Origin of the sequence: Micromonospora sp. NPDC048063 (assembly GCF_043202855.1) — a bacterium.
GTDB lineage: Bacteria > Actinomycetota > Actinomycetes > Mycobacteriales > Micromonosporaceae > Micromonospora.
This window is the reverse complement of sequence record NZ_JBIDBG010000010.1, coordinates 1-23894: the sequence shown is the minus strand read 5'-3', so window position 1 is coordinate 23894 and position 23894 is coordinate 1. Positions and strand designations below refer to the sequence as shown.

Sequence of the window (23894 nt, the reverse complement as noted above, 5' to 3'; positions counted from 1 at the left end):
CCCGTGCCGCCGGGTCACGCGATGGCCGCCGCGGCCAGCGCGGTGCGGCCGGCCGGCCAGGCCGGGCCCGACCGGCCCACCGGGCCGGACAGCCGCGTGAACGTCTCGACGAGCCGGCACACCGGGCCGATGGCCAGCGCCGGCGGGTCGGTCGGCCGCGGCGGCGCGGTGGCGACCGGGGTGGCCGCGCAGCCGTCCTGGGGCAGCACCAGCTCGGCGGTGCCGACCAGGTGGCTGGTGGGCTCCTCGTCCACCAGGGCCCGGGTCAGCGTGCTGTCGCCCCGGACCAGCACGACCCGGGCCTGGTACGTGCCCGGGCGCGCCACCACCGGGACCTGCGCGCCGTCGGGCGCCACCGCCCAGGCGGTCGACGCGTCCGCGGCCTCCCCGTCGGCCCGCAGGCCGACCAGCACCAGGTCGCCCGGCTCGCTGTCGGGCACGTGCAGCACCATCCGGGGCCGGGTGACCTCCGTGACGGCGTTGCGCAGCCAGCCCGCCAGGACGTGGCAGGGCCGGCCGGCCAGCAGCCGGGACATCTGCCGGAAGTGCCCCGGCGACGTGCCGACCAGCCGGGAGAACTGGGTGGTGAACGTCCCCGCGCTCGTGTAGCCGACGTGGCCGCTGATCGCGGTCACCGTCAGGCCGGAGTGCAGCAGCATCCGGCGGGCCTCCGCCATCCGCAGCGCGGCGAGGAAGCGGGCCGGGGTCATCGTGGTCACGTCACGGAACAGCCGGTGGAAGTGGAACGGACTGAAGGGAACCACCCGGGCCAGGTCGGCCAGCTGCAGCGGCTCCGACAGATGCCGGCGCATGTAGTCGATCGCCCGCGCCGCAGCCGCCTCCCGGGACTGCTCCATCGTGCTCCGGGCAACGCCAGACGTCGATTTCACATCAGCTCCCTGTGGCAGTGGATCGGGCACCGCAGAGGAGTCTGCGTAGTCCTCCTTGACGATTTCTTGAACGCCTCGGCAACCGGCTGGGGAGCCTTTGGCGGGTCAGCCGAGCAAGTTGGGAGAAGTGGATCCGATGAACGCCGTGAAACATGGGTCCGTAGCGGTACGGCGATCCGCCGGCTCCCGTCGGAGCTGGATTTCGACGAACCATTTCGTCAACCGTCGTCTGATTCAACCGCGTCCCACCTGCGGGAGGAGTGCGCCATGCCCGCCAATTGGCGAACCATTCGTCAATACGTCCTGACGCCGGGGATGGCCCAGACCACCTTCGCGACCCGCGGCTTCCGCGCCCGGGACGAGCCGACCCGTGAGCGGCTGGAGTCGGTCGGCGCCCACTTCCTCACCGGCTACGGGCACGCCGTCGGCGCCCGCGGCCCGGACGAGGCGGCCGTGGCGCTGGAGACCGTCGAGCCGGAGCTGCGCGGGTTCGCGTACGAGGGCGCGGCGATGGGCCTCGCCGTCCTGGACGGGCTGACCGGTGGCCGCCGGGTCGCCCGGTTCCTGGCCGGGCCGGCCGCCCGGCACGTCTACATGGTCCATGTCGGGGTGGGCTGGGCGATGGCCCGCCTGCCCCGCTGGCGTCGGCACGCCATCCAACCCGCCGACCGGCTGCTGGGCTGGCTCGCCCTGGACGGCTACGGATTCCACCAGGCGTACTTCCACACCCGGCGGTACGTGCGGTCGCACCGGCGCGACGAGGTGCTGCCCTGGCCCGGCGACCCGATCGGGCGGTGGACCGGGCGCGTCGTGGACCAGGGCATCGGCCGGGCGCTGTGGTTCGTCGAGGGCGGCGATACCGACCGGATCGCCGACACGGTCGACGGGTTCCCGCCGGACCGGCACGAGGACCTGTACAGCGGGGTGGCGCTGGCCGCCACGTACGCCGGCGGGGCACCGCCCGAGGACCTGCGGCGGCTGCGTGAGCGCAGCGGCGCGTACGCCCCGGCGATGGCCCAGGGCAGCGCCTTCGCGGCGGAGGCCCGGGAGCGCGCCGGACTGACCACCGCGCACACCGCGGTCGCCACCGACGTCTTCTGCGGCGCGCCACCGGCCGAGGCGGCGGCGGTCACCCAGGCCGCGCTGGCCGACCTCGACCGGGACGGGCCGGAGCCGGCCTACCTGGTGTGGCGGCAGCGGATCGCCAAGCAGTTCGTGACGCTGGGGAGGTGCTGACCCTTGTCGGCAATCATCACTATGTTCCGCCGGCAGATCGCCGGACTGGTCGCGCTGGTGCTGCTCACCGGCATGTACGTGCTGGTCCGGCAGCCGGAGGCGAACGCCGACGAGCGGCGCGCCATGGCACAGCCGTACCGGTTCACGCCGATGTCGCTGCCGATGCCGGGCGGGCTGCCGCAGCAGTCGATCCGCCGGGTCAACGGCGCGTACCAGCACCTGGCGGCGTGGATCTCCTCCGTCGGCGCCGGCGTCGCGATGAACGACCTGGACGGCGACGGGCTGGCCAACGACATGTGCGTCACCGACCCGCGCGTCGACCGCGTCGTGGTGACCCCGGCCCCGACCGCCGGCGCCGAGCGTTACCAGCCGTTCGTGCTGGACCCGGCGCCGCTGCCGACGAACCCGTACATCGCCCCGATGGGCTGCCTGCCCGGCGACCTCAACGCCGACGGCCGCACCGACCTGCTCGTGTACTGGTGGGGCCGGACCCCGGTGGTCTTCCTCGCCCGGGCCGACGCGACCGGGCTGTCCCGGGACGCCTACCACCCGGTCGAGCTGGTGCCGGGCGCGGCGACCGGCGGGAGCCGGTACGACGGGCCGAAGTGGAACACGAACGCCGCCACGCTGGCCGACTTCGACGGCGACGGGCAGCTCGACGTCTACATCGGCAACTACTTCCCCGACAGCGCCGTCCTCGACGACACCGTGCACGGCGGGGTGGCGATGAACCGGTCCATGTCCAACGGCCTCAACGGCGGCGAGGACCACGTGTTCCGGTGGACCGGCGCCACCGCCGGCGCCACGCCGAGCGTCTCCTTCGCCGAGGTCCCGGACGTCTTCGACACCAAGGTCTCCCGGGGCTGGACCCTGGCCGTCGCCGCCAACGACCTCGACGGCGACCAGCTGCCCGAGCTGTACGTGGCCAACGACTTCGGGCCGGACCGGCTGCTGCACAACCGGTCGGAGCGGGGGCGGATCGACTTCGCGCTGGTCGAGAGCCCCGGGCTGCCGGGCCTGACCCCCAAGTCCAAGCGGCTCGGCCACGACTCGTTCAAGGGCATGGGCGTGGACTTCGGTGACATCGACGGCGACGGCATGTTCGACCTGTACGTTGGCAACATCACCACCTCGTTCGGCATCCAGGAGAGCAACTTCGCGTTCGTCAACACCGCCGCCGACACCGGTGCGCTGCGCGCCGCGTTGCGGGCCGGCGAGGCACCGTGGCACGACCGGAGCGCCGAGCTGGGCCTGGCCTGGAGCGGGTGGAGCTGGGACGTCAAGTTCGGCGACTTCACCAACCGCGGCGAACCGGCGATCGTGCAGACCGCCGGCTTCGTCAAGGGCGAGGTCAACCGCTGGGCGCAGTTGCAGGAGGCGGCCACCGCCAACGACGACCTGCTGTCCAACCCCCGCTGGTGGCCCAGGGTCGAGCAGGGCGACGACATCGCCGGGGGCCAGCACCTGGCCTTCCACGTCCGGGGCGCCGACGGCCGCTACGAGGACCTCAGCCATGAACTGGGCCTGGCCGACCGGGTGCCCAGCCGGGGCATCGCGACCGGCGACGCCGACGGCGACGGCCGGCTCGACTTCGCCGTCGCCCGGCAGTGGGACGCGCCGGTCTTCTACCGCAACGACAGCCCGGACACCGGGTCCTTCCTCACCCTGCGGCTGCTGCACGAGCAGGCGCCGGCCGCCGGCCCCCTCGCCGGGGCGGGGTCGCCGGTCGTCGGCGCGCAGGTCCGGGTGACCACGCCGGACGGCCGGGTGCTCATCGACCGGGTCGACGGCGGCAGCGGCCACTCGGGCCGGCGCAGCAACGAGGTGTCGCTCGGTCTCGGCGACGTGACCGGCCCGGTGTCGGTCCACCTCACCTGGCGGGATCGGTCCGGCGTCCCGCACGAGCAGGAGTTGTCGCTCACCGCCGGTCGACACACCCTCACCCTCGGTTCGCAGGCTCGGGAGGTCTCGCGATGACGCAGAAGCCGGCGAAGGACCCGCGGATCACCGCGCTGCGCAGGTTCGCCATCTCCATCACCATCCTCAACATCGCCGGCTACACCGTCCTCGGCTTCGAGCAGGCCTGGGCGTGGCCGCTGATCGCGCTCGCCACCGGCTACACCGTCGAGCTCGGGCTGGAGATCATCGGCGCGCGGGCCGAGCAGCGCCCGCCCCGGTTCCGCGGCAACGGCCTGCGCGGCCTGGTCGAGTTCCTCTACCCCGCGCACATCACCGCCCTCGCGGTGAACATGCTGCTGTACGTCAACGACCGCCTGCCGGTGATGATCTTCGCGGTGGCCGTGGCGATCAGCGGGAAGTGGCTGCTGCGGGTGCCGGTCAACGGCCGGCTGCGGCACTTCATGAACCCGTCCAACTTCGGCATCGCCGTGGTGCTGCTGCTCTTCCCGTGGATCTCGATCTCCCCGCCGTACCAGTTCACCGAATACCTGGAGGGCCCCGCGGACTGGATCGTCCCCGCGGTCATCGTCGTCTTCGGCACCATGCTCAACGCGAAGCTCACCGGCCGGATGTGGCTGATCGCCGGCTGGCTGGGCGTCTTCGTGCTCCAGTCGGTGGTGCGGGGGCTCGTGCTGGACACCTCCATCCCGTCGGCGCTGGCCACCATGACCGGGGTGGCGTTCGTCCTGTTCACCAACTACATGATCACCGACCCGGGAACGACCCCGTCGCGGCCGCTGTCCCAGTTCGCCTTCGGCGGCGGGGTGGCCCTGGTGTACGGCGTCCTCACCGGCGCGTCCATCGTCTACGGCCTCTTCTTCGCCACCGCCATCGTCTGCCTGATCCGGGGCGGCTTCCTCTGGTCGCTGCACGCGGTGCGCGTCGCCGCCCGCGACGGCAGGGGCACGACGCCCGCCGCCCCGGGGGCCGTCGACGGCACAGTGCCACCCGTGGCCCGCGAGATGGTGCGGGCATGAGCAGGATCGCCGTCGTCGGCCTGGCCTGCCGCTTCCCGGACGCCGCCGGCCCCGGGCAGCTGTGGGAGAACGCCCTCGCCGGGCGGCGCGCGTTCCGCCGCCTGCCCGACGAGCGGATGCGGGCCGCCGACTACTGGTCCCCGGACCCGGCCGCCCCCGACCGCTACTACGCCGGCAACGCGGCCGTCATCGAGGGCTACGAGTTCGACCGGGTCGGGTTCAAGGTCAGCGGGAGCACGTACCGGTCCACCGACCTCACCCACTGGCTGGCCCTCGACATGGCCGCGCAGGCACTCGCCGACGCCGGGTACCCCGAGGGCGACGGGCTGCCGCGGGAGCGGACGGCGGTGGTCGTCGGCAACACCCTCACCGGCGAGTTCACCCGGGCCGGCATGATGCGCCTGCGCTGGCCGTACGTCCGGCGCGTGGTGGGCGCCGCCCTCGGCGAGCAGGGCTGGGACGACGACCGGGTGGCGGCCTTCCTCGCCGACCTGGAGCGCTCCTACAAGGCGCCGTTCGCCGAGATCACCGAGGACAGCCTCGCGGGTGGCCTGTCCAACACCATCGCCGGGCGGATCTGCAACCACTTCGACCTGCACGGCGGCGGGTACACGGTGGACGGGGCCTGCGCCTCCTCGCTGCTGTCGGTGGTCACGGCCTGCCGCAGCCTGACCGACCTCGACGTCGACGTGGCGGTGGCCGGCGGCGTGGACCTCTCCATCGACCCCTTCGAGATGGTCGGCTTCGCCAAGACCGGCGCGCTCGCCGGCGACGAGATGCGCGTCTACGACCGCCGGTCCAACGGGTTCTGGCCGGGCGAGGGCTGCGGCATGGTGGTGCTCATGCGGGAGCGGGACGCGCTCGCGCAGGGCCGGCGCATCTACGCCTCGGTGGCCGGGTGGGGCGTCTCCTCGGACGGCCGGGGCGGCATCACCCGGCCGGAGGCGGCCGGCTACCGGCTGGCCCTGCGGCGCGCGTACCAGCGGGCCGGTTTCGGGGTGGACACCGTGCCGCTGTTCGAGGGGCACGGCACCGGCACGGCCGTCGGCGACGGCACCGAGCTGCGGGCCCTGAGCGAGGAACGCCGGGCGGCCGATCCGGACGCCGACGCCGCCGCGATCGGATCCATCAAGGGGATGATCGGTCACACCAAGGCCGCGGCCGGGGTGGCCGGCCTGATCAAGGCCGTGCTGGCCGTGCACCACCAGGTCGTCCCGCCGACCGTCGGGTGCGTCGAGCCGCACCCGGAACTCACCGCGGACCGGCCCGCGCTGCGCGCCGTACGGCGGGCCGAGCCGTGGCCGGCCGGCGCCGCGCAGCGGGCCGGCGTCAGCGCGATGGGCTTCGGCGGCATCAACACCCACCTCGTCGTCGACGGCCCCACCCGCCCCCGCCGCCGGTCCCTGGACCGGCGGACGCAGCAGCTCGCCCGGTCCGTGCAGGACGCCGAGCTGCTCCTGGTCGACGCGGACACCCGCGACGAGCTGCACGACCGGCTGGACGACCTGCGGATGGTCGTGGCCGGGCTGGCCTTCGCCGAGTTGGGCGACCTCGCCACGACCCTGCACCGGGGCCAGCGCGGCCGCGCGTACCGGGCGGCGGTCGTGGCCCGGTCCCCGGAGGAGGCCGACCACGGCCTCGGACTGGCGGCCCGGGCCCTGGCGCCCGGGGGCGCCGGGACGCTGGTCGACCCGGCGCGGGGCGTCTTCGCCGGCCGGGTCACCCGGCCGGTCCGGGTCGGCTTCCTGTTCCCCGGCCAGGGCTCCGGCCGGGGCTGGGGCGGCGGGGCGCTGCGCCGGCGGTTCACCGAGGTGGACGACGTCTACCGCGCGGCCGGGGAACCGCCCAGGGACGAGGCGGCCGGGTCGACCGCGTTCGCCCAACCCCGGATCGTCACGGGCTCGCTGGCCGGGCTGCGCGCCCTCGCCGCGCTCGACATCGACGCGACCGTCGTCGTCGGCCACAGCCTCGGCGAGCTCACCACGCTGCACTGGGCGGGCTGCCTCGACGAGGACGAGCTGCGGGAACTCGTCACGCTCCGGGGCGAGGCCATGGCCAGGCACGCCGCGCCGGGGGCGATGCTGGGCGTCACCGCCGGGCCGGAGGAGACCGTCGCCCTGCTGGCCGGCACCAGCGCGGTGATCGCGGGCTACAACGGGCCCCGGCAGACGGTCGTCGCCGGCGGCGACGCCGTCGTGGCCGAGGTGGCCCGGCGGGCCGCGACGGCGGGGGTGAGCTGCACCCGGCTGCCCGTCCCGCACGCCTTCCACTCGCCGCTGATGACACCGGCGGCCACCGCCTTCGCCGAGTGCCTGCGGTCCCGCCGGTTCGGGCCGCTGCTGCGCCGGGTGGCCTCGACGGTGACCGGCGCCGTCCTCCCGTCGGACACCGACCTGCCGCAGCACCTGCACCGGCAGATCGAGGCTCCGGTGCGCTTCGCCGCCGCGCTGGCACGCGCCGCCGCCGAGGTCGACCTGTTCCTCGAGGTCGGCCCCGGCAAGGTGCTCACCGGGCTGGCCCGCGAGCAGGCGCCGGACGTGCCGGCGCTGGCGGTCGACACCGACGCCGAGTCGCTGTCCGGCCTGCTCGCCGCAGTCGGCGCGGTGTACGTGCTCGGCGGCCCGACCGCGTACCCGGCCCTGTTCGAGGACCGGCTGACCCGACCGTTCGACCCGCACCGCGCCCGCACCTTCTTCGCGAGCCCGTGCGAGGCGGCACCCGAGCTGGCCGGGCCGGCGCCGGCCGCGGTCGAACCGGTCCCGGCTCCGGCCCGGGCCGACGAAACCCCGCTGCCGGCCGCCACCGGCGCGCTGGAGCTGGTGCGGCACCTCGTGGCGCAGCGCGCCGAGCTACCGGTGGAGGTGCTCCGGGACGACAGCCGGTTCCTCGACGACCTGCACATGAGCTCGATCACCGTCGGCCAGCTCGTCAACGAGGCCGCCCGCGCGATGGGGCTCTCCGCGGTGGCGATACCGACCAACTTCGCCACCGCCACCGTCCGGGAGATGGCCGAGGCGCTGGAGGCCCGGGAGCGCGAGGCCCCGCACGAGCGCGCGGACCTCGTCGCCGGCGTCGCGCCGTGGGTGCGTACCTTCGTCGTCGACCTGGTCGACGAGCCGCTGCCGGTGACGGACCCGACGGAGCCGTGCGGTCGCTGGCAGGTGTTCGCCGACCCCGACCACCCGCTCGCGGACGCGTTGCGCCGGGCTCTGGAGGCGGGCGGCGTCGGCGACGGCGTGCTGGTCTGCCTGCCGGACGAACCCGACGAGGAGCACCTGGCCGTCGCGGTGCGCGGGGCCCAGGCGGCGCTGCGCCGACCGCCCGGCGGGCGGCTCGTGGTGGTGCAGCCGGCGGCGCGGGCGGGGGCGGTGGCCAAGACCGCCCGGCTGGAGGGCGACCGGCTGCGGACCACTGTCGTGACCACCCCCCTCGAACCGGCCGCGGTCGACCGGGTGGTCGCCGACGTGGCCGCCACGGAGGACTTCACCGAGGTGGTGTACGACCCGGGCGGCGGCCGCCGGGTGCCCGTGCTGCGCCCGCTGCCCGCGTCCGGCGCCGAGCCGGACGCGCTGCCGCTGGGTCCGGCGGACGTGCTGCTGGTGACCGGCGGCGGCAAGGGCATCACCGCCGAGTCCGCGCTGATGCTGGCCCGGGAGAGCGGCGCCCGGTTGGCCGTCCTCGGCCGGTCCGACCCCGCCGCCGACGAGGCCCTGGCCGGCAATCTGATGCGGCTCGCGGACGCCGCGTCCGACCTGCGCTACCTGCGCGTCGACGTCACCGACGCCGACGCGGTGGCCGCCGCGGTCGCCGCGGTGACCGCCGACTGGGGCCCGGTGACCGCCGTGCTGCACGGGGCCGGGCAGAACACCCCGGCCGCGCTCGTCGACCTGGACGAGGCGGCCCTGCGGGGCGTGTTCGCCGCCAAGGTCGACGGCCTGCGGGCGGTCCTCGCCGCAGTCGACCCCGCACACCTGCGCCTGCTGGTCACGTTCGGCAGCATCATCGGGCGGGCCGGACTGCACGGCGAGGCGCACTACGCCGCGGCGAACGAGGCGCTGGCCGAGCTGACCCGGGAGGTGGCCGCGACGCGGCCGGGGTGCCGCGCCGTCTGCCTGGAGTGGTCGGTGTGGTCCGGGGTCGGCATGGGGGAGCGGCTGTCGGTGGTCGAGTCGTTGAGCGGCTCCGGCGTCACCCCGATCAGCCCCGACGACGGCCTGCGGGTCCTGCGCGAGGTGGTCGCCGACGACACGCTGCCTCCGGTGGTGGTGGTCACCGGGCGCACCGGCGGCGTGGAGACCCTCCGCTACCACCGCTCGGAGCTGCCGCTGCTGCGCTTCACCGAACGGCCGCTGGTGCGCTACGACTGCATCGAGCTGGTCTGCGAGGTCGACCTGGCCCGCACCACGGATCCGTACCTCGAGGACCACCGGCTCGACGGCGACCTGCTGTTCCCGGCGGTGCTCGGGTTGGAGGCCATGGCCCAGGTGGCCACCGCCCTGGCCCGGCACCCGGGGGTGCCCGTGATCGAGGAGGTCCGGTTCGACCGCCCGGTGGTCGTCGACCCGGACACCGGCACGACCGTACGCATCGCCGCGCTGGTCCGGTCGGAGCAGGTCATCGACGTCGTCCTGCGCAGCGCGGCGACCGGTTTCGCGGCCGACCACTTCCGCGCCCGGCTCCGGTTCGCGCCGGACGAGACCTACCCGGCGTACACCGCGGCGCCGGCGCCGGCGGAGCTGCCGGCCGTACCGCTCGACCCGGCCCGCGACCTCTACGGCGACGTGTTGTTCCAGGCCGGTCGGTTCCGCCGGATCAAGGGCTACCGGCAGGTCGCGGCGCGCGTCGCCGAGGCCGAGGTCGTCACCAGCGACGCCGCCTCCTGGTTCAGCGCCTTCCTGCCGGGCCGGCTGGTGCTCGGCGACCCGGGCGCCCGGGACGCGTTCATGCACGGGATCCAGGTGTGCGTGCCGGACGCGACGCTGCTGCCGGAGGGCATCGACCGGATCTGGTCGGCGGGCCCCAAGCTGTCGGCCACCGAGGCCGTGACGATGACCGCGCGGGAACGCGAGCAGCACGGCACCGCCTACGTGTACGACGTCGTCGTCCGGGACGCCACCGGCGCGGTGATCGAGCACTGGATGGGCCTGCGACTGCGCGCCGTGCGTCCGCACGCGCCGCGCGGGTCCTGGCCGCCCGTGCTGCTGGGGCCGCTGCTGCAACGACGGCTCGCCGAGGTGTTTCCCGGCGACATCGCCGTCGCCGCCGCGCCCGGCGGCGGGCCCCGCGACTCCGGCGCGCTGCTCTCCCGCGCGCTGGGCCAGCCCGTGGTGGTGCGGCACCGGCCTGACGGACGGCCGGAGGTCGACCTGCCGTACACCGTCTCCGTGGCGCACTCGGCGCCGCTCGACCTCGCCGTCGCCGGGGACGGGACGCTCGCCTGCGACGCCGAGCCGGTGGCCGCCCGCCCGGCGGACGTGCGGCGCGACCTGGTGGGTCGGCACGGCGCCGTGGCGGCGCTGCTCGTCGCGGAGGTCGGCGACCCGCCGGACGTGGCCGCCACCCGGGTCTGGTGCGCGGAGGAGTGCCTGCAGAAGGCCGGCCGCCCCGAGGGCCGGCTCACCCTGCTGCCCGGGGCGTTCCCCGACGGCTGGGTGGTGCTGGACGCCGGCGACGTCCGGATCGCCACCCGGGTCGTGGCGGTCGCGGGAGCGGCGGCACAGACCGTGGTCGCCGTGCTCGGCGGGGCGGGGCGGTGAGCATGCCGCGCTACTACGAGTACCGGCACGTCGTCGGCTTCGAGGAGACGAACCTCGTCGGCAACGTGTACTACGTGAACTACCTGCGCTGGCAGGGCCGGTGCCGGGAGATGTTCCTGCACGAGCACGCGCCGGAGATCCTCGACGAGCTGCGCGCCGATCTGAAGCTGTTCACGCTCAAGGCCGAGTGCGAGTTCTTCGCCGAACTGGCGCCGTTCGACCGCCTCGCGGTCCGAATGCGGCTGGTCGAGCTCAGCCAGACCCAGATGGAGCTGGGCTTCGACTACCTGCGGCTCGGCGGCGACGACCTGCTGGTCGCCCGGGGGCGCCAGCGGATCGCGTGCATGCGCGGGCCGAACGGGCGCACCGAGCCGGTCCGGGTGCCGGCCGGGCTGGTCCGGGCGTTCGCCCCGTTCCGGGCGGCCACGGTGGGGCAGGGGTGAGCGGCATGCGCTTCGACACCCGACTGGTGCACGGCGGCCGCCGGCCGTCGGCGGGCACCGGGGACGTCGTCCCCCCGATCCACGTCTCCACCACCTACGAGCGCCGGGCGCAGGACGAGCCCCGCTACTTCTACGGCCGGGGCGAGAACCCCACCCGGGAGGAGCTGGAGGAGTGCCTCGCCGGGCTGGAACGGGCCCCGTTCGCCACCGTCTTCTCCTCCGGCCAGGCCGCTGCCGCGACCCTGCTGTCGCTGGTGCGGCCCGGGCAGTGCGTGGTGAGCACCGACGACGTGTACGCCGGCACTGACGGCCTGTTCGACCTGGCCGCGCGGCAGGGCGTGCGGGTGCGGTACGCCGACCTGACCACCCCGGAGGGGATCACGGCGGCCCTGGCGGAGCCGGACCTCGCCCTGGTCTGGATCGAGACGCCGACCAACCCGCTGCTCACCGTGGTGGACGTTGCCGAGGCCAGCCGGCGGGCGCACGAGCGGGGGGCCCGCGTGGTGGTCGACAACACCTTCGCCAGCCCGGTGCTCCAGCAGCCGCTGGCGCTCGGCGCCGACGTCTCGCTGTACAGCACCACCAAGTCCATCGCCGGCCACGCGGACGTGCTGGGCGGCGCCCTCGTCTACCGCGACGCGGACCTGCACGCCGCGGTCCGGGCGTACCGGACGATGGCCGGGAACGTGCCGGGGGCGCTGGACTGCTTCCTGGTCCGCCGGGGGTTGCACACCCTGTCGCTGCGGGTGCACCGGCAGGTCGCCACCGCGCGCGTCCTGGTGGAGCGGCTGCGGGCGAGCCCTGCGGTCGGCGCCGTCCACTATCCGGGGCTGCCCGAGCACCCGCAGCACGCGGTCGTCAAGGCCCAGATGAGCGCCCCCGGCGCGATCGTCTCCTTCGACTACCTCGGCGGCCCCGCCGAGCGACTGCTGGACCGGTTCACGCTCTTCACCTGCGGTGTCAGCCTCGGGGGCGTGCACTCCCTCGTGGAGTGCCCGGCCCTGATGACGCACCGTCCGCTGTCGCCCGAGGCCCGCGCGCGGCGGGGCATCGGCGACTCGCTGATCCGCCTGTCGGTCGGCATCGAGGATCCGCACGACCTCGCCGAGGACCTGTCCCGGGCGCTGGCGGGCGGGCCCTGAGCCGGCCGTCCGCCCACGTCCCGCCGTCCACCCGCCTGCCACGAAAGGGGCCGTCCATGGCCATCCGCGAGATCGACACGACGTTGCCGGTCGTCCGGTCGCTGCCCGCGCCGGGGCGCTACCTGTGCGGCCTGACCTTCGACGGCGAGTTCTTCTGGCACTCGGACCAGGAGGCCGGCGAGATCTACGCTCTCGCCCCGGACACCGGCGCCGTCGTGCGGACCCTGTCCTGCCCCCGGGCGCGGGCCGACCTCACCGTGGGCGGCGGCGCGCTCTGCCAGGTCGGCGGCCGTCCGAAGCGGATCCTGCTGATCGACCCGCTCACCGGCGAGGCACTCGGCGAGAAGGAGGTGGCCCCGCCCAGCGGCCGGCTCTGCGGGGTGGAGACCACCGGCGTGGCGATGTGGATGGGGCTGCGCGGGCCGTCGGTGGTGCAGCTCCGCGACGTCGCCACGATGACCGTCCAGCGTGAGTTCCCGGTGCCCGGCGTGCCGTCCGGGCTGACGGTGGCCGGTGACCTCGTGGTCTACGCCGATTTCGAGGGGGCGATGCTGCGGGCGGTCGACGCCCGGCACGGCACGCTGCGCGGACAGGCGCCGGTGGCCGGCCGTCCGGTCGGCCTGACCTGGGACGGCGCGCTGCTCTGGTACGCCGACTTCGCCGGCCGCCGGCTGGCGGCGGTGCGGCTGCCCGACCTGCTCGCCACCGGGTCGTGACCCGGCGGCGAGCATCCGCCGCCGGGCGGGGCCGGAACGGTGTCGTGCCGGCGCGGGCGAGCCGCCGGGCCGGACGCGCGATCGTGCCGGCCCGGGGAGGCCGCCGGGCCGGTCCGAGGGCGGACCGTCAGGCCGGTGCGGGGGACGTCGCCGGGCCGGGGACGTAGTCGTTGCCGGCGTACCAGTCGCCGCGGCCCTGGGGCAGCAGGTCGAGGACGTTCCAGACCGGGCTGAGCAGGTCGATGCCGCGTTCGCCGCCGTCCGGGAAGCTCGCCGGGGCGGAGTAGAGGTGCCGTACCCGATCGCCCTCGGCGCGCAGCACGCTGACCATCGGTCGTTGCGTGCCGTCCGGGTGCTCGGCGCGCAGGTCCGCGTTGAAGGACGTGCCGTGGCTGGACAGGACCCGCAGGCCGGTCCAGCCCCGCCGCCGGGCCCAGGCGCGCAGCCGGGGCAGCGGCGCCTTCGCCACCACCGCCACGGCGGTGTGCCGCCGCAGGTGCGGAAGCACCCCGTGGAAGCCGTCCACCCACAGCGAGCACATCGGACAGGCCTCGGCGGCGTCCGGCGCGAACATCAGGTGGTAGACGAAGAGGGTCTCGTGCTCCTCGAACAGGTCGCGCAGCCGGACGCTTCGGGCCGGCCCGGGCCGGGCCAGGTCGGCCGGTCCCTCGGCGAGCCGGTAGTCCGCCAGCAACGGGCCGGGCGGCAGCCGCCGCCGCGCCGCGGCCACGCGTTCGAGCTGGTCGCGCAGGTCCTGCTCGGCCGACGCGAGTGCCCGCCGCGCGGCCACGTACGCGCCGTCGGCGCCGACGGGCCAGCTCGGCAGCGCGGTCTCCTGGTCGACGTCGGTCATTGCCGCTCCCTCCGCGACGGTCGGGTCACCCCGGGCAGGCTACCCCGCCCGGCACCCGACGTGATGTTTCCACCACGCGCAGGCGCCATGCGCTACGCTTTAAAAATGCGTGGTGTTTTGCTCGCTGGTGGCACCGGCTCGCGGATGTGGCCGGTGACCCGGGCGGTCTCCAAGCAACTGATGCCGGTCTACGACAAGCCAATGATCTTCTATCCGCTGAGCACCCTCGTGACGGCCGGTGTGCGGGAGATCCTCATCATCACGCGCCCCGACGAGCAGCCGCTGTTCCGGCGCCTGCTCGGCGACGGCGGCCAGTGGGGGCTCGACCTGCGGTACGCCGTGCAGGAGCGCCCGGACGGCATCGCGCACGCGCTCCTGCTCGCCGCGGACTTCCTCGCCGGCGGCCCGGCCATGCTCGTCCTCGGCGACAACATCATCCACTCCGCCGAGCTGGACCGGCAGCTCGCCGAGCTGACCGGGGTGGACGGTGGGCTGGTGTTCGGGCTCCCGGTGGCGGACCCGCGGCCGTACGGGGTGCTCGACCTCGACGAGTGCGGCGCGGTGCGCGACATCGTGGAGAAGCCCTTGGTCCCGCCGTCCCGGTATGCCGTGCCCGGTCTCTACGTGTACGGCGCGGACGTCGTCGCCATCGCCGCGGAGCTGACGCCGAGCGCCCGGGGCGAGTTGGAGATCACCGACGTCAACCGGGAGTACCTGCGCCAGGGCCGGCTGGAGGTGCGGCTGCTCGGGCGGCGCACCGCGTGGCTGGACACCGGCCGGTTCGGCGACCTGATGAAGGCGGCCGAGTACGTGCGCGTGATCGAGGAACGGCACGGCGTCAAGGTCGGCTGCGTCGAGGAGGCGGCCTGGCGGGCCGGGCTGCTCGACGACGCGGCGATGCGCCGCCTGGCGGTGCCGCTGCGCGCCAGCGGGTATGGCGACTACCTGCTGCAACTGCTCGACGGCGAGCGTCCGGCGCGCCCGGCGGCCGTCCGGTGAGGGCCCGGGTGTCGGCGGCGGGCAGGTGATGGCAAGCGCACGCCGTTGCCCGACCAACTTGTCAATCATATAGTTAGCTGAGGCCGAGTCCGCCTGCGAGGAGAGCGACATGACCGCCGTCCGGTTCGACTCCGTGGCCTTCAAGGCCGAGCAACGTGACACCTGGAACGCGGTCAGCGCCGGGTGGGACTTCTGGCAGGACCGCTACGAGCGGGCCGCGGCGCCGGTGACCGACTGGCTGCTGCGCGCCGCCGGGCTCCGCCCCGGCCACCGGGTGCTCGACGTCGGCTGCGGCACCGGCGAGCCGTCGGTCAGCGCCGGCCGGCTGGTCGCCCCCACCGGCCGGGTGCTCGGCATCGACCTCGCACCGGAGATGGTCGACCGGGCCCGCCACTGCGCCGCCGGCCTCAACCACCCGATCGAGTTCGCCGAGTCCGACGTGGAGGCCCTCGACCTGCCGGCGCACTCCTTCGACGCGGTGCTCAGCCGGTGGGGGCTGATGTTCGCGGTGGACCGGCAGCGTACCCTCGCGGGCCTGCACCGCCTCCTGGCTCCCGGCGGCGTGCTGGCCGCCGCCGTCTGGGGGCCGCCGGAGGCGAACCCGATGACCTCGCTGGGCTTCCGGACGCTGGCCGCGGGCCTGCCGGTCCCCCCGCCGGGCCGTCCCGGCCCGTTCAGCATGTCCGACGCCGAACGCACCCGCGCCGACCTGCTCGCCGCGGGCTTCACGGACGTCGGCACCGAGTCCGTCGGGATCGCGATGCGCTTCGCGTCCGTCGACGAGTACCTCGCGTACACCCGCGACGTGACGCCGCCCGGTGTGCTCGCCACGGTGCGGCGGCAGCTCGGCGCCGACGCGGAGCGGGCGGGCTGGGAGCGGCTCGCCGAGGCCGCCGCCGCCTTCGCCGACGCGGACGGCGTGCTCACCCTGCCCGGCTCGGCGCTCTGCCTGCGCGCGCGCCGCCCCGCCGGCGCGTCGGCCGGCGCCGGCCGGCCCGAGGCGGCCGGATCCGGCCCGCCGGGGGCCGGGCCGGGGAGGGCCGGATGACCGCGGCCTGCCCGAGCGCGCCCCGCCCGGCCCGTCCGTCGGCCGGCCACCCCGGTCTGCTCGCGCTGGCCCAGTCGTACGTCGACGACGCCGCCGCCCGCGGTGAGCTGCCGCGCCGGGACCTGGGTGGGTTGCCCGGCACCCGGGTGCGCGTCGACCCGGAGTTCTGCCGCACGGTGGCGCGGCACTTCGACCGGGCGCCCCGGCGCGACCTGGGGCCGGGCCTGGCGGCCCGCTACCGCCGGTTCACGGAGGAGAACCTGCGCCACTTCGCCCTGCTGGCCGGGGCGGGGATCCGCGTCGAGCCGTGGCGGGGCCCCGGGCAGCCGTACCGGGGCGCGGCGGACCTGGTCGACCGCCTCGCCCGCACCGGCGTGCTGCACGTCTACCTGACCCGGGACGGCCACGGCCCCGACGGGCCCGCGCCGGACCATCCGCTCTGCGCCCCGTCGGGTGTCACGGTCGGCGGCGTACCGCTGCTGCACAACGACATCTTCCGGGCCGTGCACGACGTCTTCGGTCACGTCATGCTCGGCGCCTCGATGGGGGTGGCGGGCGAGTTCCTGGCCGCGTACGGACACATGGCGATGTACTCGCCCGAGGTGCATCCCGTCGTCTTCACCGAGCAGGTCAGCCAGATCTGCTGGTTCTTCCACGGCCCGCACCTGGCGGACCGGGCCGGGCGGTGGCCCCGGCGCGGCGAGCCGGGGTGGATCCCCCCGTCCGAGCGGCCCTACCCGGAGCAGAAGCTCTTCCCCTGCCCGCCGGGTTTCCTCGACCGCTTCACCGCAAGCTTCACGGAGGAAGCACGATGACCGACACGGCTGCCCGTCCCCTGTCCGCGGTACGGGCCGAGTTCCCGTTCCTCGACGTGGCCGGGCACGGCCCGCCGCTGGCCTACCTCGACAACGCCGCGACGACGCAGAAGCCCCGGTCGGTCCTCGACGCGGTGGTCGACTTCTACACCACGGCGAACAGCAACGTCGGGCGCGGCTTCTACGAACTCAGCCGCCAGGCCACCGGCCGTTACGAGGACGCCCGGGAGGTGGTCCGGCGGTTCGTGAACGCCGCCCACGCCGACGAGATCGTCTTCACCCGGGGCACGACGGACGCGGTGAACCTGCTCGCCGACACCTTCGCCCAGCGGATCGTCGGCGCCGGCGACGACATCGTGGTCACCGGCATGGAGCACAACTCCAACCTGCTGCCGTGGCGCCGGCTCTGCGAACGGAGCGGGGCGAGGCTGCGGGTCGTGCCGTCGCCGGCCGGCGGGCCGGTCCGGTCGGAGGATCTGGCCGCCGTCCTGGGCCGGCGGACCCGCCTCGTCGCGGTCAGCCACGTCTCCAACGTGCTCGGCACCGTCAACCCCGTGCGGGAGCTGGTCCGGGTGGCGCACGATCGGGGCGTGCCCGTGGTCGTCGACGGCGCGCAGGCGGTCGCGCACCTGCCGGTCGACGTGCGGGAGATCGGCGCGGACTTCTACTGCTTCTCCGGCCACAAGGTGTACGCCCCGATGGGCTCCGGGGTGCTCTACGGCCGGCGGGAACTGCTCGCCGACCTGCCGCCCTACCAGGTGGGCGGTGGGACGGTCAAGGGGGTCTCGCACGACGCCCCGGTGTCCTACGTGCCGGTTCCGGCGCGGCTGGAGGCCGGCACCCCGGACATCGGCGCCGCGGTCGGTCTCGCCACCGCGTTGACCTGGCTGGACGGGCTCGACCGGGACGCGGTGCGGGCGCACGACGCGGACCTGGTCCGGTACGCCGTCGACGTCCTGCGCGACGTCGACCGGGTGCGGGTCGTCGGCGACCCGGCCGCGGACCCGGCCGGCATCGTCTCCATCGCCGTGGACGGCCTGCACCCGTACGACGTGGGCGGGCACCTCGACGCGCACGGCATCGCCGTGCGGTCCGGCGTGCACTGCGCCAGCGCGTTCCTCGACGACCTGGGGCTGCTCGGCACGGTGCGGCTCTCCTTCGCGGTCTACAGCACCCGCGGCGAGGTCGACCGGGTCGCCGAGGCGCTGCGTACCGTGCGGGCGGGGGAGTGGACCACCCAGTACCCCGACATCCGGTTCCGGTGACCGCCGGGCCCGCCCCGGCCGTCGCCACGGAACCGGGATTCGACACGCTGCCGGCCGGGGAGCTGGCCCTGGCCGCGCTGGAACGGGCCCGCCGGCTCGGCGCCTCGTACGCCGACGTGCGGCTGCGGCGGGTGCGGGCGCTGCGCGAGCGGGTCCGCGACGCGCAGCCGGAGGGCATTCAGGAGAGCGTCGAGACCGGGGTCGGCGTGCGGGTCCTCGTGGACGGCACCTGGGGTTTCGCCTCGGGGATGGACCTCTCCCCGCCGGGGGTCACCGAGCTGGCCGCCCGGGCCTGCGAGCTGGCCCGGATGCTGCGCCCGCTGCGCGGCGCACCGCCCCGGCTGGCGCCCGAGCCGGTCCACGGGCCGGCGGTGTGGGAGTCGCCGTGCGAGGTGGACCCCTTCGCGGTGCCCGCCGCCGAGCGCACCGCCCTGCTGGCCCGCTGGTGCGCGATCCTGCGCGACGGCGGCGCCGACCTGGCGGAGGCGTACCTGCAGGTGTTCCGCGAGTCCACCGTGTACCACGACAGCGAGGGCCGGCGCATCCGGCAGCGGCGGACGTGGCTGCACCCGATGGTGGTCGGGTTCCGGATCGACGCGGACAACGGCACCTTCGAGACCATGCGCACCCTCGGGCCGCCGGCCGCCCGCGGCTGGGAGTACCTGACCGGGACCGGCTGGGACTGGGCGGGCGAGCTGGCCCGCCTGCCGGGGCTGCTGGCCGAGAAGCTCGCCGCCCCGTCGGTCGAGCCGGGGGAGTACGACCTCGTCATCGACCCGACCAACCTCTGGCTGACGATCCACGAGACCGTCGGGCACGCCACCGAGCTGGACCGGATCCTCGGCCGGGAGGCGGCCTTCGCCGGCACCTCGTTCGTCACCCCGGACGATATCGGGTCGCTCCGCTACGGCTCGCCGGCGATGAACGTGGTCGCCGACCGCACCACCCCGCACGGGCTCGCCACGATCGGCTACGACGACGACGGCGTGGCCGCCCGGTCGTGGCCGCTCGTCCGCGGCGGCGTGCTGGTCGGCACGCAGCACGATCGGCAGACCGCCGGCGCCGCCGGGCTGGTCCGCTCCACCGGCTGCGCGTACGCCGAGTCGTACCGGCACCTGCCCGTGCAGCGGATGCCGAACGTCTCGCTCCGCCCCGCGCCGGACGGGCCGGACACCCGCGAGTTGATCGGCCGGGTGCGGGACGGGCTGTACGTCGTCGGCGACAACAGCTTCTCGATCGACATGGCACGGGTGAACTTCCAGTTCACCGGGCAGCGCTTCTACCGGATCCGGGACGGCCGCCTGGCCGGCCAGGTGCGGGACGCCGCGTACACGGGGACGACGCTGGAGTTCTGGCGGTCGCTGGAGGCGGTGGGCGGCCCGCAGACCTGGCTGCTGTCCGGTGCGGGGCAGTGCGGCAAGGCGCAGCCGCTGCAACTCGCCGCCGCCGGGCACGGGTGCCCCTCGGCGCTGTTCCGAGGCGTACGCGTGACCAACACCCGGACGGAGGCGCCCGCGTGAGGACCCCGAGCCCGCAGGAGACGGTGGAGATCGCCCTCGGCGCGGCGGGCGGCGACGACTGCGTGGCGATCGTGGAACAGGGCGCCGACGTGCACCTGCGGTGGGCGGACAACGCGCTGACCGGCAACGGGAGCGGCGACGAACGCCGGGTGTCGGTGGTGGCCGTCGCAGGCGGCCGGGTGGGTGCGGTGTCGCTGTGCGGGCCGGCCGACCGGGCCGAGGTGGTCGCGCTGGTCGAGGCGGCGCGGGCGGCCGCCCGCCAGGCGCCGCCGGCGCCGGACGCGCGGCCCCTGCCGGCCTCCGGTGCCGGGTCGCCGCACTGGGAGGACCCGGTCCCGGCGGCGCCGCCGACGGTGTTGACCGGGCTGGTCGACCAGTTGGCCGCCGGGTTCGGCCGGGCGCGGCGCGGCGGCCGGGTGCTGCACGGGTACGCCGAGCACCGGATGCGCAGCACGTTCCTCGGCACCTCCACGGGTGTGCGGCTGCGCCACGACGAGCCCGCCGGGCACCTGGAGCTGACCGCGCGTGACCGGGACGGCTTCCCGGTCTGGACGAACGCCGTGACCACCGACTTCGGCGACGTCTCGGTGGCCGCGCTGCAGGACGAGCTGGACCGGCGCCTGCACTGGGGCCGGCGGCGGTTCGAGGTGCCGCCCGGTCGCTACGAGTGCCTGCTGCCGCCGACCGCCGTCGCCGACCTGATGAACTACGCCTACACCACGGCGGGAGCCCGGGCGGCGGCGCAGGGGCGGACGGTCTACAGCGGACCGGGGGGCCGGACCCGGATCGGGGAGCAACTCGCCGGCGTGCCGCTGACCCTGCGCAGCGACCCGGCGGCCGACGGGCTGCGCTGCGCCCCGTTCCTGGTGGCGCCCGCGTCGACGCCGACGAGGTCGGTGTTCGACAACGGCCTTCCGCTGGGCGCGACCCGCTGGTGGGACCAGGGTCGGCTGCGGTCGCTGGTGCACACCCGCGACAGCGCGGACGAGTTGGGCATGCCGCTCACGCCCGCGGTGGACAACCTCATCCTGGAGGGGCCGGGTGGTGTGTCGGCCGCCGACCTGATCGCGACGACCCGGCGTGGCCTGCTGGTGACGAGCCTCTGGTACATCCGTGAGGTAGACCTCGCCACCATGGCCCTCACCGGGCTGACCCGGGACGGCGTCTACCTGGTGCGCGACGGCGAGGTCGTCGGGGCGGTCAACAACTTCCGCTTCAACGACAGCCCCCTGGCGATGGCGGCCCGGGTCACCGAGGTGGGCCGGACCGTGCCGACCCGGGCCCGCGACTGGGGCGACGCGGTGGCACGTACGGCCATGCCGATGCTGCGCGTCCAGGACTTCCGGCTCACCGCGGCGACCCACGCGGTCTGACCGCCGGATCCGACCGGCGCGCCGCTGACATTGGCTGCCCGCCGGCACGCCCCTACTTGGCGCCGGCGGCCCGTCGCGGACGAGGCGCGGCCCTACCCGAGCCTGTGGGGGCGCTCCGACCGTGTGCCGAAGCGGTATACGAACAAATAGCGTCGGTGGGATATGCGCTTACGGGGATTCAACCCTCCCCGTTGGATGATCCCCTTGAACCATCAGTGAAACCGGACATTATTTCGCAAACGATCACTGCGGCCCCGTTGACAGTTACTTTAGAAAACAATAGCGTTCGGGTCAGTGGTCCTCCCGGGTTGAGCAGAGCGTCACAGAGGGCGTCAGGGCATCCGGGGCAAACAGGGAGGTGGAGCCGTGACTGACACGGCGAGAGAGACCTACGAGTCGCTCAACATCGAGCCGAAGCCGCTGCGGCCGCACATCCTGGCTGCGGCGACGGTCGTCTTCGGTGACGACTACTACGGCGGCCGTCGGGAGACGATCAACCTGTCGGGCTTCGTGCAGATGAACAAGTGGCCGATGCCGGGGTTCAAGCACACCGTCGACGAGGACGGCACGGCGAGCTTCAACCTGGAGCTCATCAGCGCCCCCGAGGTCGGCATCAAGGGGTTCAGCTACACGCTGAACGACCGGATCCAGATCCTGTCGAACCCGTACCTGCCGAACACTGGTCACATCAAGCAGATCGTGCCCGGCAAGAACTTCCCCGCGGAGTTCTACATCCGGCGGTTCGGCATCCTGGAGACCAGCACCATGCGGCTGGCCCACCGGGGTGTCATCGACGTCAAGGGGATCGTGGACGGCCTTCCGCCGTACAAGACCCCGCTCACCTCGCCGTTCCTCGGCCGCCCGTACGGCGACCAGGGTGAGGTCATGCCGGCGCACAACGTGGTCCGGGGCACCAACCTCCCGGCCGCGTGGTACCCGTCGAACGACGAGAACGAGGCCGTCGGCAACACGCCGAGCGCCTTCTTCGCGTCGAGCATCGGCCCGTGCGTCTCGATGCTGGTCGACCCGTCGATCATCATCCAGGCCTCGACCGAGGCGAAGATCAAGGTCGAGGTCAACGGCCGCACCGAGGAGATCGAGCTCGCCGGCGACTACCCGCTCGCCGCGGGCGCCGAGATCCTCCTCTTCGGGCCGGAGAAGCACGACCAGGGCTCCGGGGTGCTGGCCCAGCTCGCCCGCGTGGCGCTGGTGGGCAACAGCCCGGCTCTCGGCGGCAAGGTCATGCTGCGGGCCAGCTTCTTCACCGTCTCGGGCGGCCAGCTCGGCGACGGCAACGAGGAGAGCCTGAGCCGGCTGCGCTACCCGGGTGAGCTGCACTTCGACGCTCACTTCGAGCTGGTGACCCCGTCTGCCACGCTCTACGCGGCGGCCCCGGTGCACCTGAGCGGCCAGCTCAAGGACATCGAGCCGACCGGCACGCTGCTGACCGCCGAGCACGCCGACGCCGCGCTGCGGACGAAGGACGGCGAGTCCCGGGCGCGCCTGACCGGTGTGTCGATGAAGCTGGGTGACGCGCTGGTGGGCTCGGAAGCCTACGTCAGCGCGTGACGACCAACCGCCGTTGGTAGTCCCGAAAGACGTCGTCCCGGGTGGCCTCCTGTCACCCGGGACGGCGTCACTCTCCAGGGGTGGCAGACATGTTCGAGCGGTTCACCGACCGAGCGCGACGGGTTGTCGTCCTGGCCCAGGAAGAGGCCCGGATGCTCAACCACAACTACATCGGTACGGAGCACATCCTGCTGGGCCTGATCCATGAGGGTGAGGGTGTCGCGGCAAAGGCCCTGGAGAGCCTCGGTATCTCCCTGGAGGGCGTCCGTCAGCAGGTTGAGGAGATCATCGGCCAGGGTCAGCAGGCGCCGAGCGGGCATATTCCGTTCACGCCGCGGGCCAAGAAGGTGTTGGAGCTGTCGCTGCGTGAGGCGTTGCAGCTCGGGCACAACTACATCGGCACGGAGCACATCCTGCTCGGTCTGATCCGTGAGGGTGAGGGCGTCGCCGCCCAGGTCCTGGTGAAGCTCGGCGCCGACCTCAACCGGGTCCGTCAGCAGGTGATCCAGCTGCTCTCCGGTTACCAGGGCAAGGAGCCGGCCGCGGCGGGTACCGCGCCGGGTGAGGCCGCGCCGTCGACCAGCCTCGTGCTGGACCAGTTCGGCCGGAACCTGACCCAGGCCGCCCGCGAGGGCAAGCTCGACCCGGTCATCGGGCGCGAGAAGGAAATCGAGCGGGTCATGCAGGTGCTCTCCCGCCGGACGAAGAACAACCCGGTCCTGATCGGTGAGCCCGGCGTCGGCAAGACCGCCGTGGTGGAGGGGCTGTCCCAGAAGATCATCAAGGGCGAGGTGCCGGAGACGCTGAAGGACAAGCAGCTCTACACCCTCGACCTCGGTGCCCTGGTCGCCGGTTCCCGTTACCGGGGTGATTTCGAGGAGCGCCTGAAGAAGGTCCTCAAGGAGATCCGCACCCGCGGTGACATCATTCTGTTCATCGACGAGATCCACACCCTCGTCGGTGCTGGGGCGGCGGAGGGCGCGATCGACGCTGCGAGCATCCTGAAGCCGATGCTGGCCCGTGGCGAGCTGCAGACCATCGGCGCCACCACCCTCGACGAGTACCGCAAGCACCTGGAGAAGGACGCCGCGCTCGAGCGCCGCTTCCAGCCGATCCAGGTCGGTGAGCCGTCGTTGGCGCACACCATCGAGATCCTCAAGGGGCTGCGGGACCGTTACGAGGCGCACCACCGTGTCTCGATCACGGACGCCGCGCTGGTGGCTGCCGCCACCCTGGCCGACCGGTACATCTCCGACCGCTTCCTGCCGGACAAGGCGATCGACCTGATCGACGAGGCCGGCGCCCGGATGCGCATCCGCCGGATGACCGCGCC

General features: G+C 74.3%; 16 protein-coding genes and 1 pseudogene. 15 read left to right on the top strand and 2 right to left on the bottom strand.

Features of this window, described 5'->3' with window-relative positions:
- Positions 1-14: 14 nt before the first annotated feature.
- Positions 15-857, bottom strand: coding sequence for a helix-turn-helix domain-containing protein (locus tag ACGFZ2_RS23000; RefSeq protein ID WP_393457049.1), 843 nt, complete (start codon positions 855-857; stop codon positions 15-17).
- A 300-nt stretch (positions 858-1157) separates the two neighbouring features.
- On the opposite strand from ACGFZ2_RS23000, the gene ACGFZ2_RS22995 reads away from it, so the two are divergent.
- The 7 genes from ACGFZ2_RS22995 to ACGFZ2_RS22965 are packed head-to-tail and all read left to right on the top strand — an operon-like array spanning position 1158 to position 13119.
- The gene (locus ACGFZ2_RS22995) at positions 1158-2126 is read left to right on the top strand and encodes a DUF1702 family protein (protein WP_393270353.1); all 969 of its coding nucleotides are present in this window, start codon (positions 1158-1160) and stop codon (positions 2124-2126) included.
- Between the two features lie 3 nt (positions 2127-2129).
- Positions 2130-4103: a CRTAC1 family protein gene (locus ACGFZ2_RS22990; protein ID WP_393456644.1), complete on the top strand. Its 1974-nt coding sequence runs from the start codon at positions 2130-2132 to the stop codon at positions 4101-4103.
- The gene (locus tag ACGFZ2_RS22985; protein WP_393270359.1) at positions 4100-5062 is read left to right on the top strand and encodes an enediyne biosynthesis protein; all 963 of its coding nucleotides are present in this window, start codon (positions 4100-4102) and stop codon (positions 5060-5062) included. The genes ACGFZ2_RS22990 and ACGFZ2_RS22985 overlap by 4 nt, the downstream gene beginning before the upstream one ends.
- A complete protein-coding gene (locus ACGFZ2_RS22980) occupies positions 4945-10818 on the top strand; it encodes an SDR family NAD(P)-dependent oxidoreductase (RefSeq protein ID WP_393457046.1) in 5874 nt (1957 codons plus the stop codon). Before ACGFZ2_RS22985 ends, ACGFZ2_RS22980 begins: the two co-directional genes overlap by 118 nt.
- Before the next feature lie 2 nt (positions 10819-10820).
- Positions 10821-11261 (top strand): acyl-CoA thioesterase, encoded by a 441-nt coding sequence (locus ACGFZ2_RS22975; RefSeq protein WP_357463048.1) that lies wholly within the window; start codon positions 10821-10823, stop codon positions 11259-11261.
- A 5-nt stretch (positions 11262-11266) separates the two neighbouring features.
- Positions 11267-12403 carry a trans-sulfuration enzyme family protein gene (locus tag ACGFZ2_RS22970; RefSeq protein ID WP_393456641.1) on the top strand — a complete coding sequence of 379 codons (1137 nt, stop codon included), beginning with the start codon at positions 11267-11269 and terminating at the stop codon, positions 12401-12403.
- A gap of 56 nt (positions 12404-12459) precedes the next feature.
- On the top strand, positions 12460-13119 hold the full coding sequence (locus ACGFZ2_RS22965; protein ID WP_357699533.1) for a hypothetical protein: 660 nt from the start codon (positions 12460-12462) through the stop codon (positions 13117-13119).
- 127 nt (positions 13120-13246) lie between these two features.
- On the opposite strand, the gene ACGFZ2_RS22960 is transcribed toward ACGFZ2_RS22965, so the two are convergent.
- A complete protein-coding gene (locus tag ACGFZ2_RS22960) occupies positions 13247-13972 on the bottom strand; it encodes a DUF899 family protein (RefSeq protein WP_393456638.1) in 726 nt (241 codons plus the stop codon).
- 105 nt (positions 13973-14077) lie between these two features.
- On the opposite strand from ACGFZ2_RS22960, the gene rfbA reads away from it, so the two are divergent.
- From rfbA to ACGFZ2_RS22920, 8 genes and pseudogenes are all read left to right on the top strand, one after another.
- Positions 14078-14971, top strand: a complete 894-nt coding sequence (gene rfbA / locus ACGFZ2_RS22955; protein WP_350712403.1) for a glucose-1-phosphate thymidylyltransferase RfbA — start codon at positions 14078-14080, stop codon at positions 14969-14971.
- 109 nt (positions 14972-15080) lie between these two features.
- Positions 15081-15932: pseudogene (locus ACGFZ2_RS22950) on the top strand (class I SAM-dependent methyltransferase); the annotation flags it as partial.
- A gap of 83 nt (positions 15933-16015) precedes the next feature.
- The gene (locus ACGFZ2_RS22945; protein ID WP_393456634.1) at positions 16016-16834 is read left to right on the top strand and encodes a crotonobetainyl-CoA--carnitine CoA-transferase; all 819 of its coding nucleotides are present in this window, start codon (positions 16016-16018) and stop codon (positions 16832-16834) included.
- Positions 16831-18099, top strand: a complete 1269-nt coding sequence (locus tag ACGFZ2_RS22940) for an aminotransferase class V-fold PLP-dependent enzyme (RefSeq protein ID WP_393270371.1) — start codon at positions 16831-16833, stop codon at positions 18097-18099. Before ACGFZ2_RS22945 ends, ACGFZ2_RS22940 begins: the two co-directional genes overlap by 4 nt.
- Positions 18063-19619 carry a TldD/PmbA family protein gene (locus tag ACGFZ2_RS22935; protein ID WP_393456631.1) on the top strand — a complete coding sequence of 519 codons (1557 nt, stop codon included), beginning with the start codon at positions 18063-18065 and terminating at the stop codon, positions 19617-19619. Before ACGFZ2_RS22940 ends, ACGFZ2_RS22935 begins: the two co-directional genes overlap by 37 nt.
- A 23-nt stretch (positions 19620-19642) precedes the next feature.
- On the top strand, positions 19643-20992 hold the full coding sequence (locus tag ACGFZ2_RS22930; protein WP_393270388.1) for a metallopeptidase TldD-related protein: 1350 nt from the start codon (positions 19643-19645) through the stop codon (positions 20990-20992).
- A gap of 366 nt (positions 20993-21358) precedes the next feature.
- The gene (locus tag ACGFZ2_RS22925) at positions 21359-22561 is read left to right on the top strand and encodes a DUF6004 family protein (RefSeq protein ID WP_350687465.1); all 1203 of its coding nucleotides are present in this window, start codon (positions 21359-21361) and stop codon (positions 22559-22561) included.
- Positions 22562-22650: 89 nt separating this feature from the next.
- Positions 22651-23894 (top strand): Clp protease N-terminal domain-containing protein (locus tag ACGFZ2_RS22920; RefSeq protein ID WP_393457043.1); only part of this gene is annotated, 1244 nt, incomplete at its 3' end.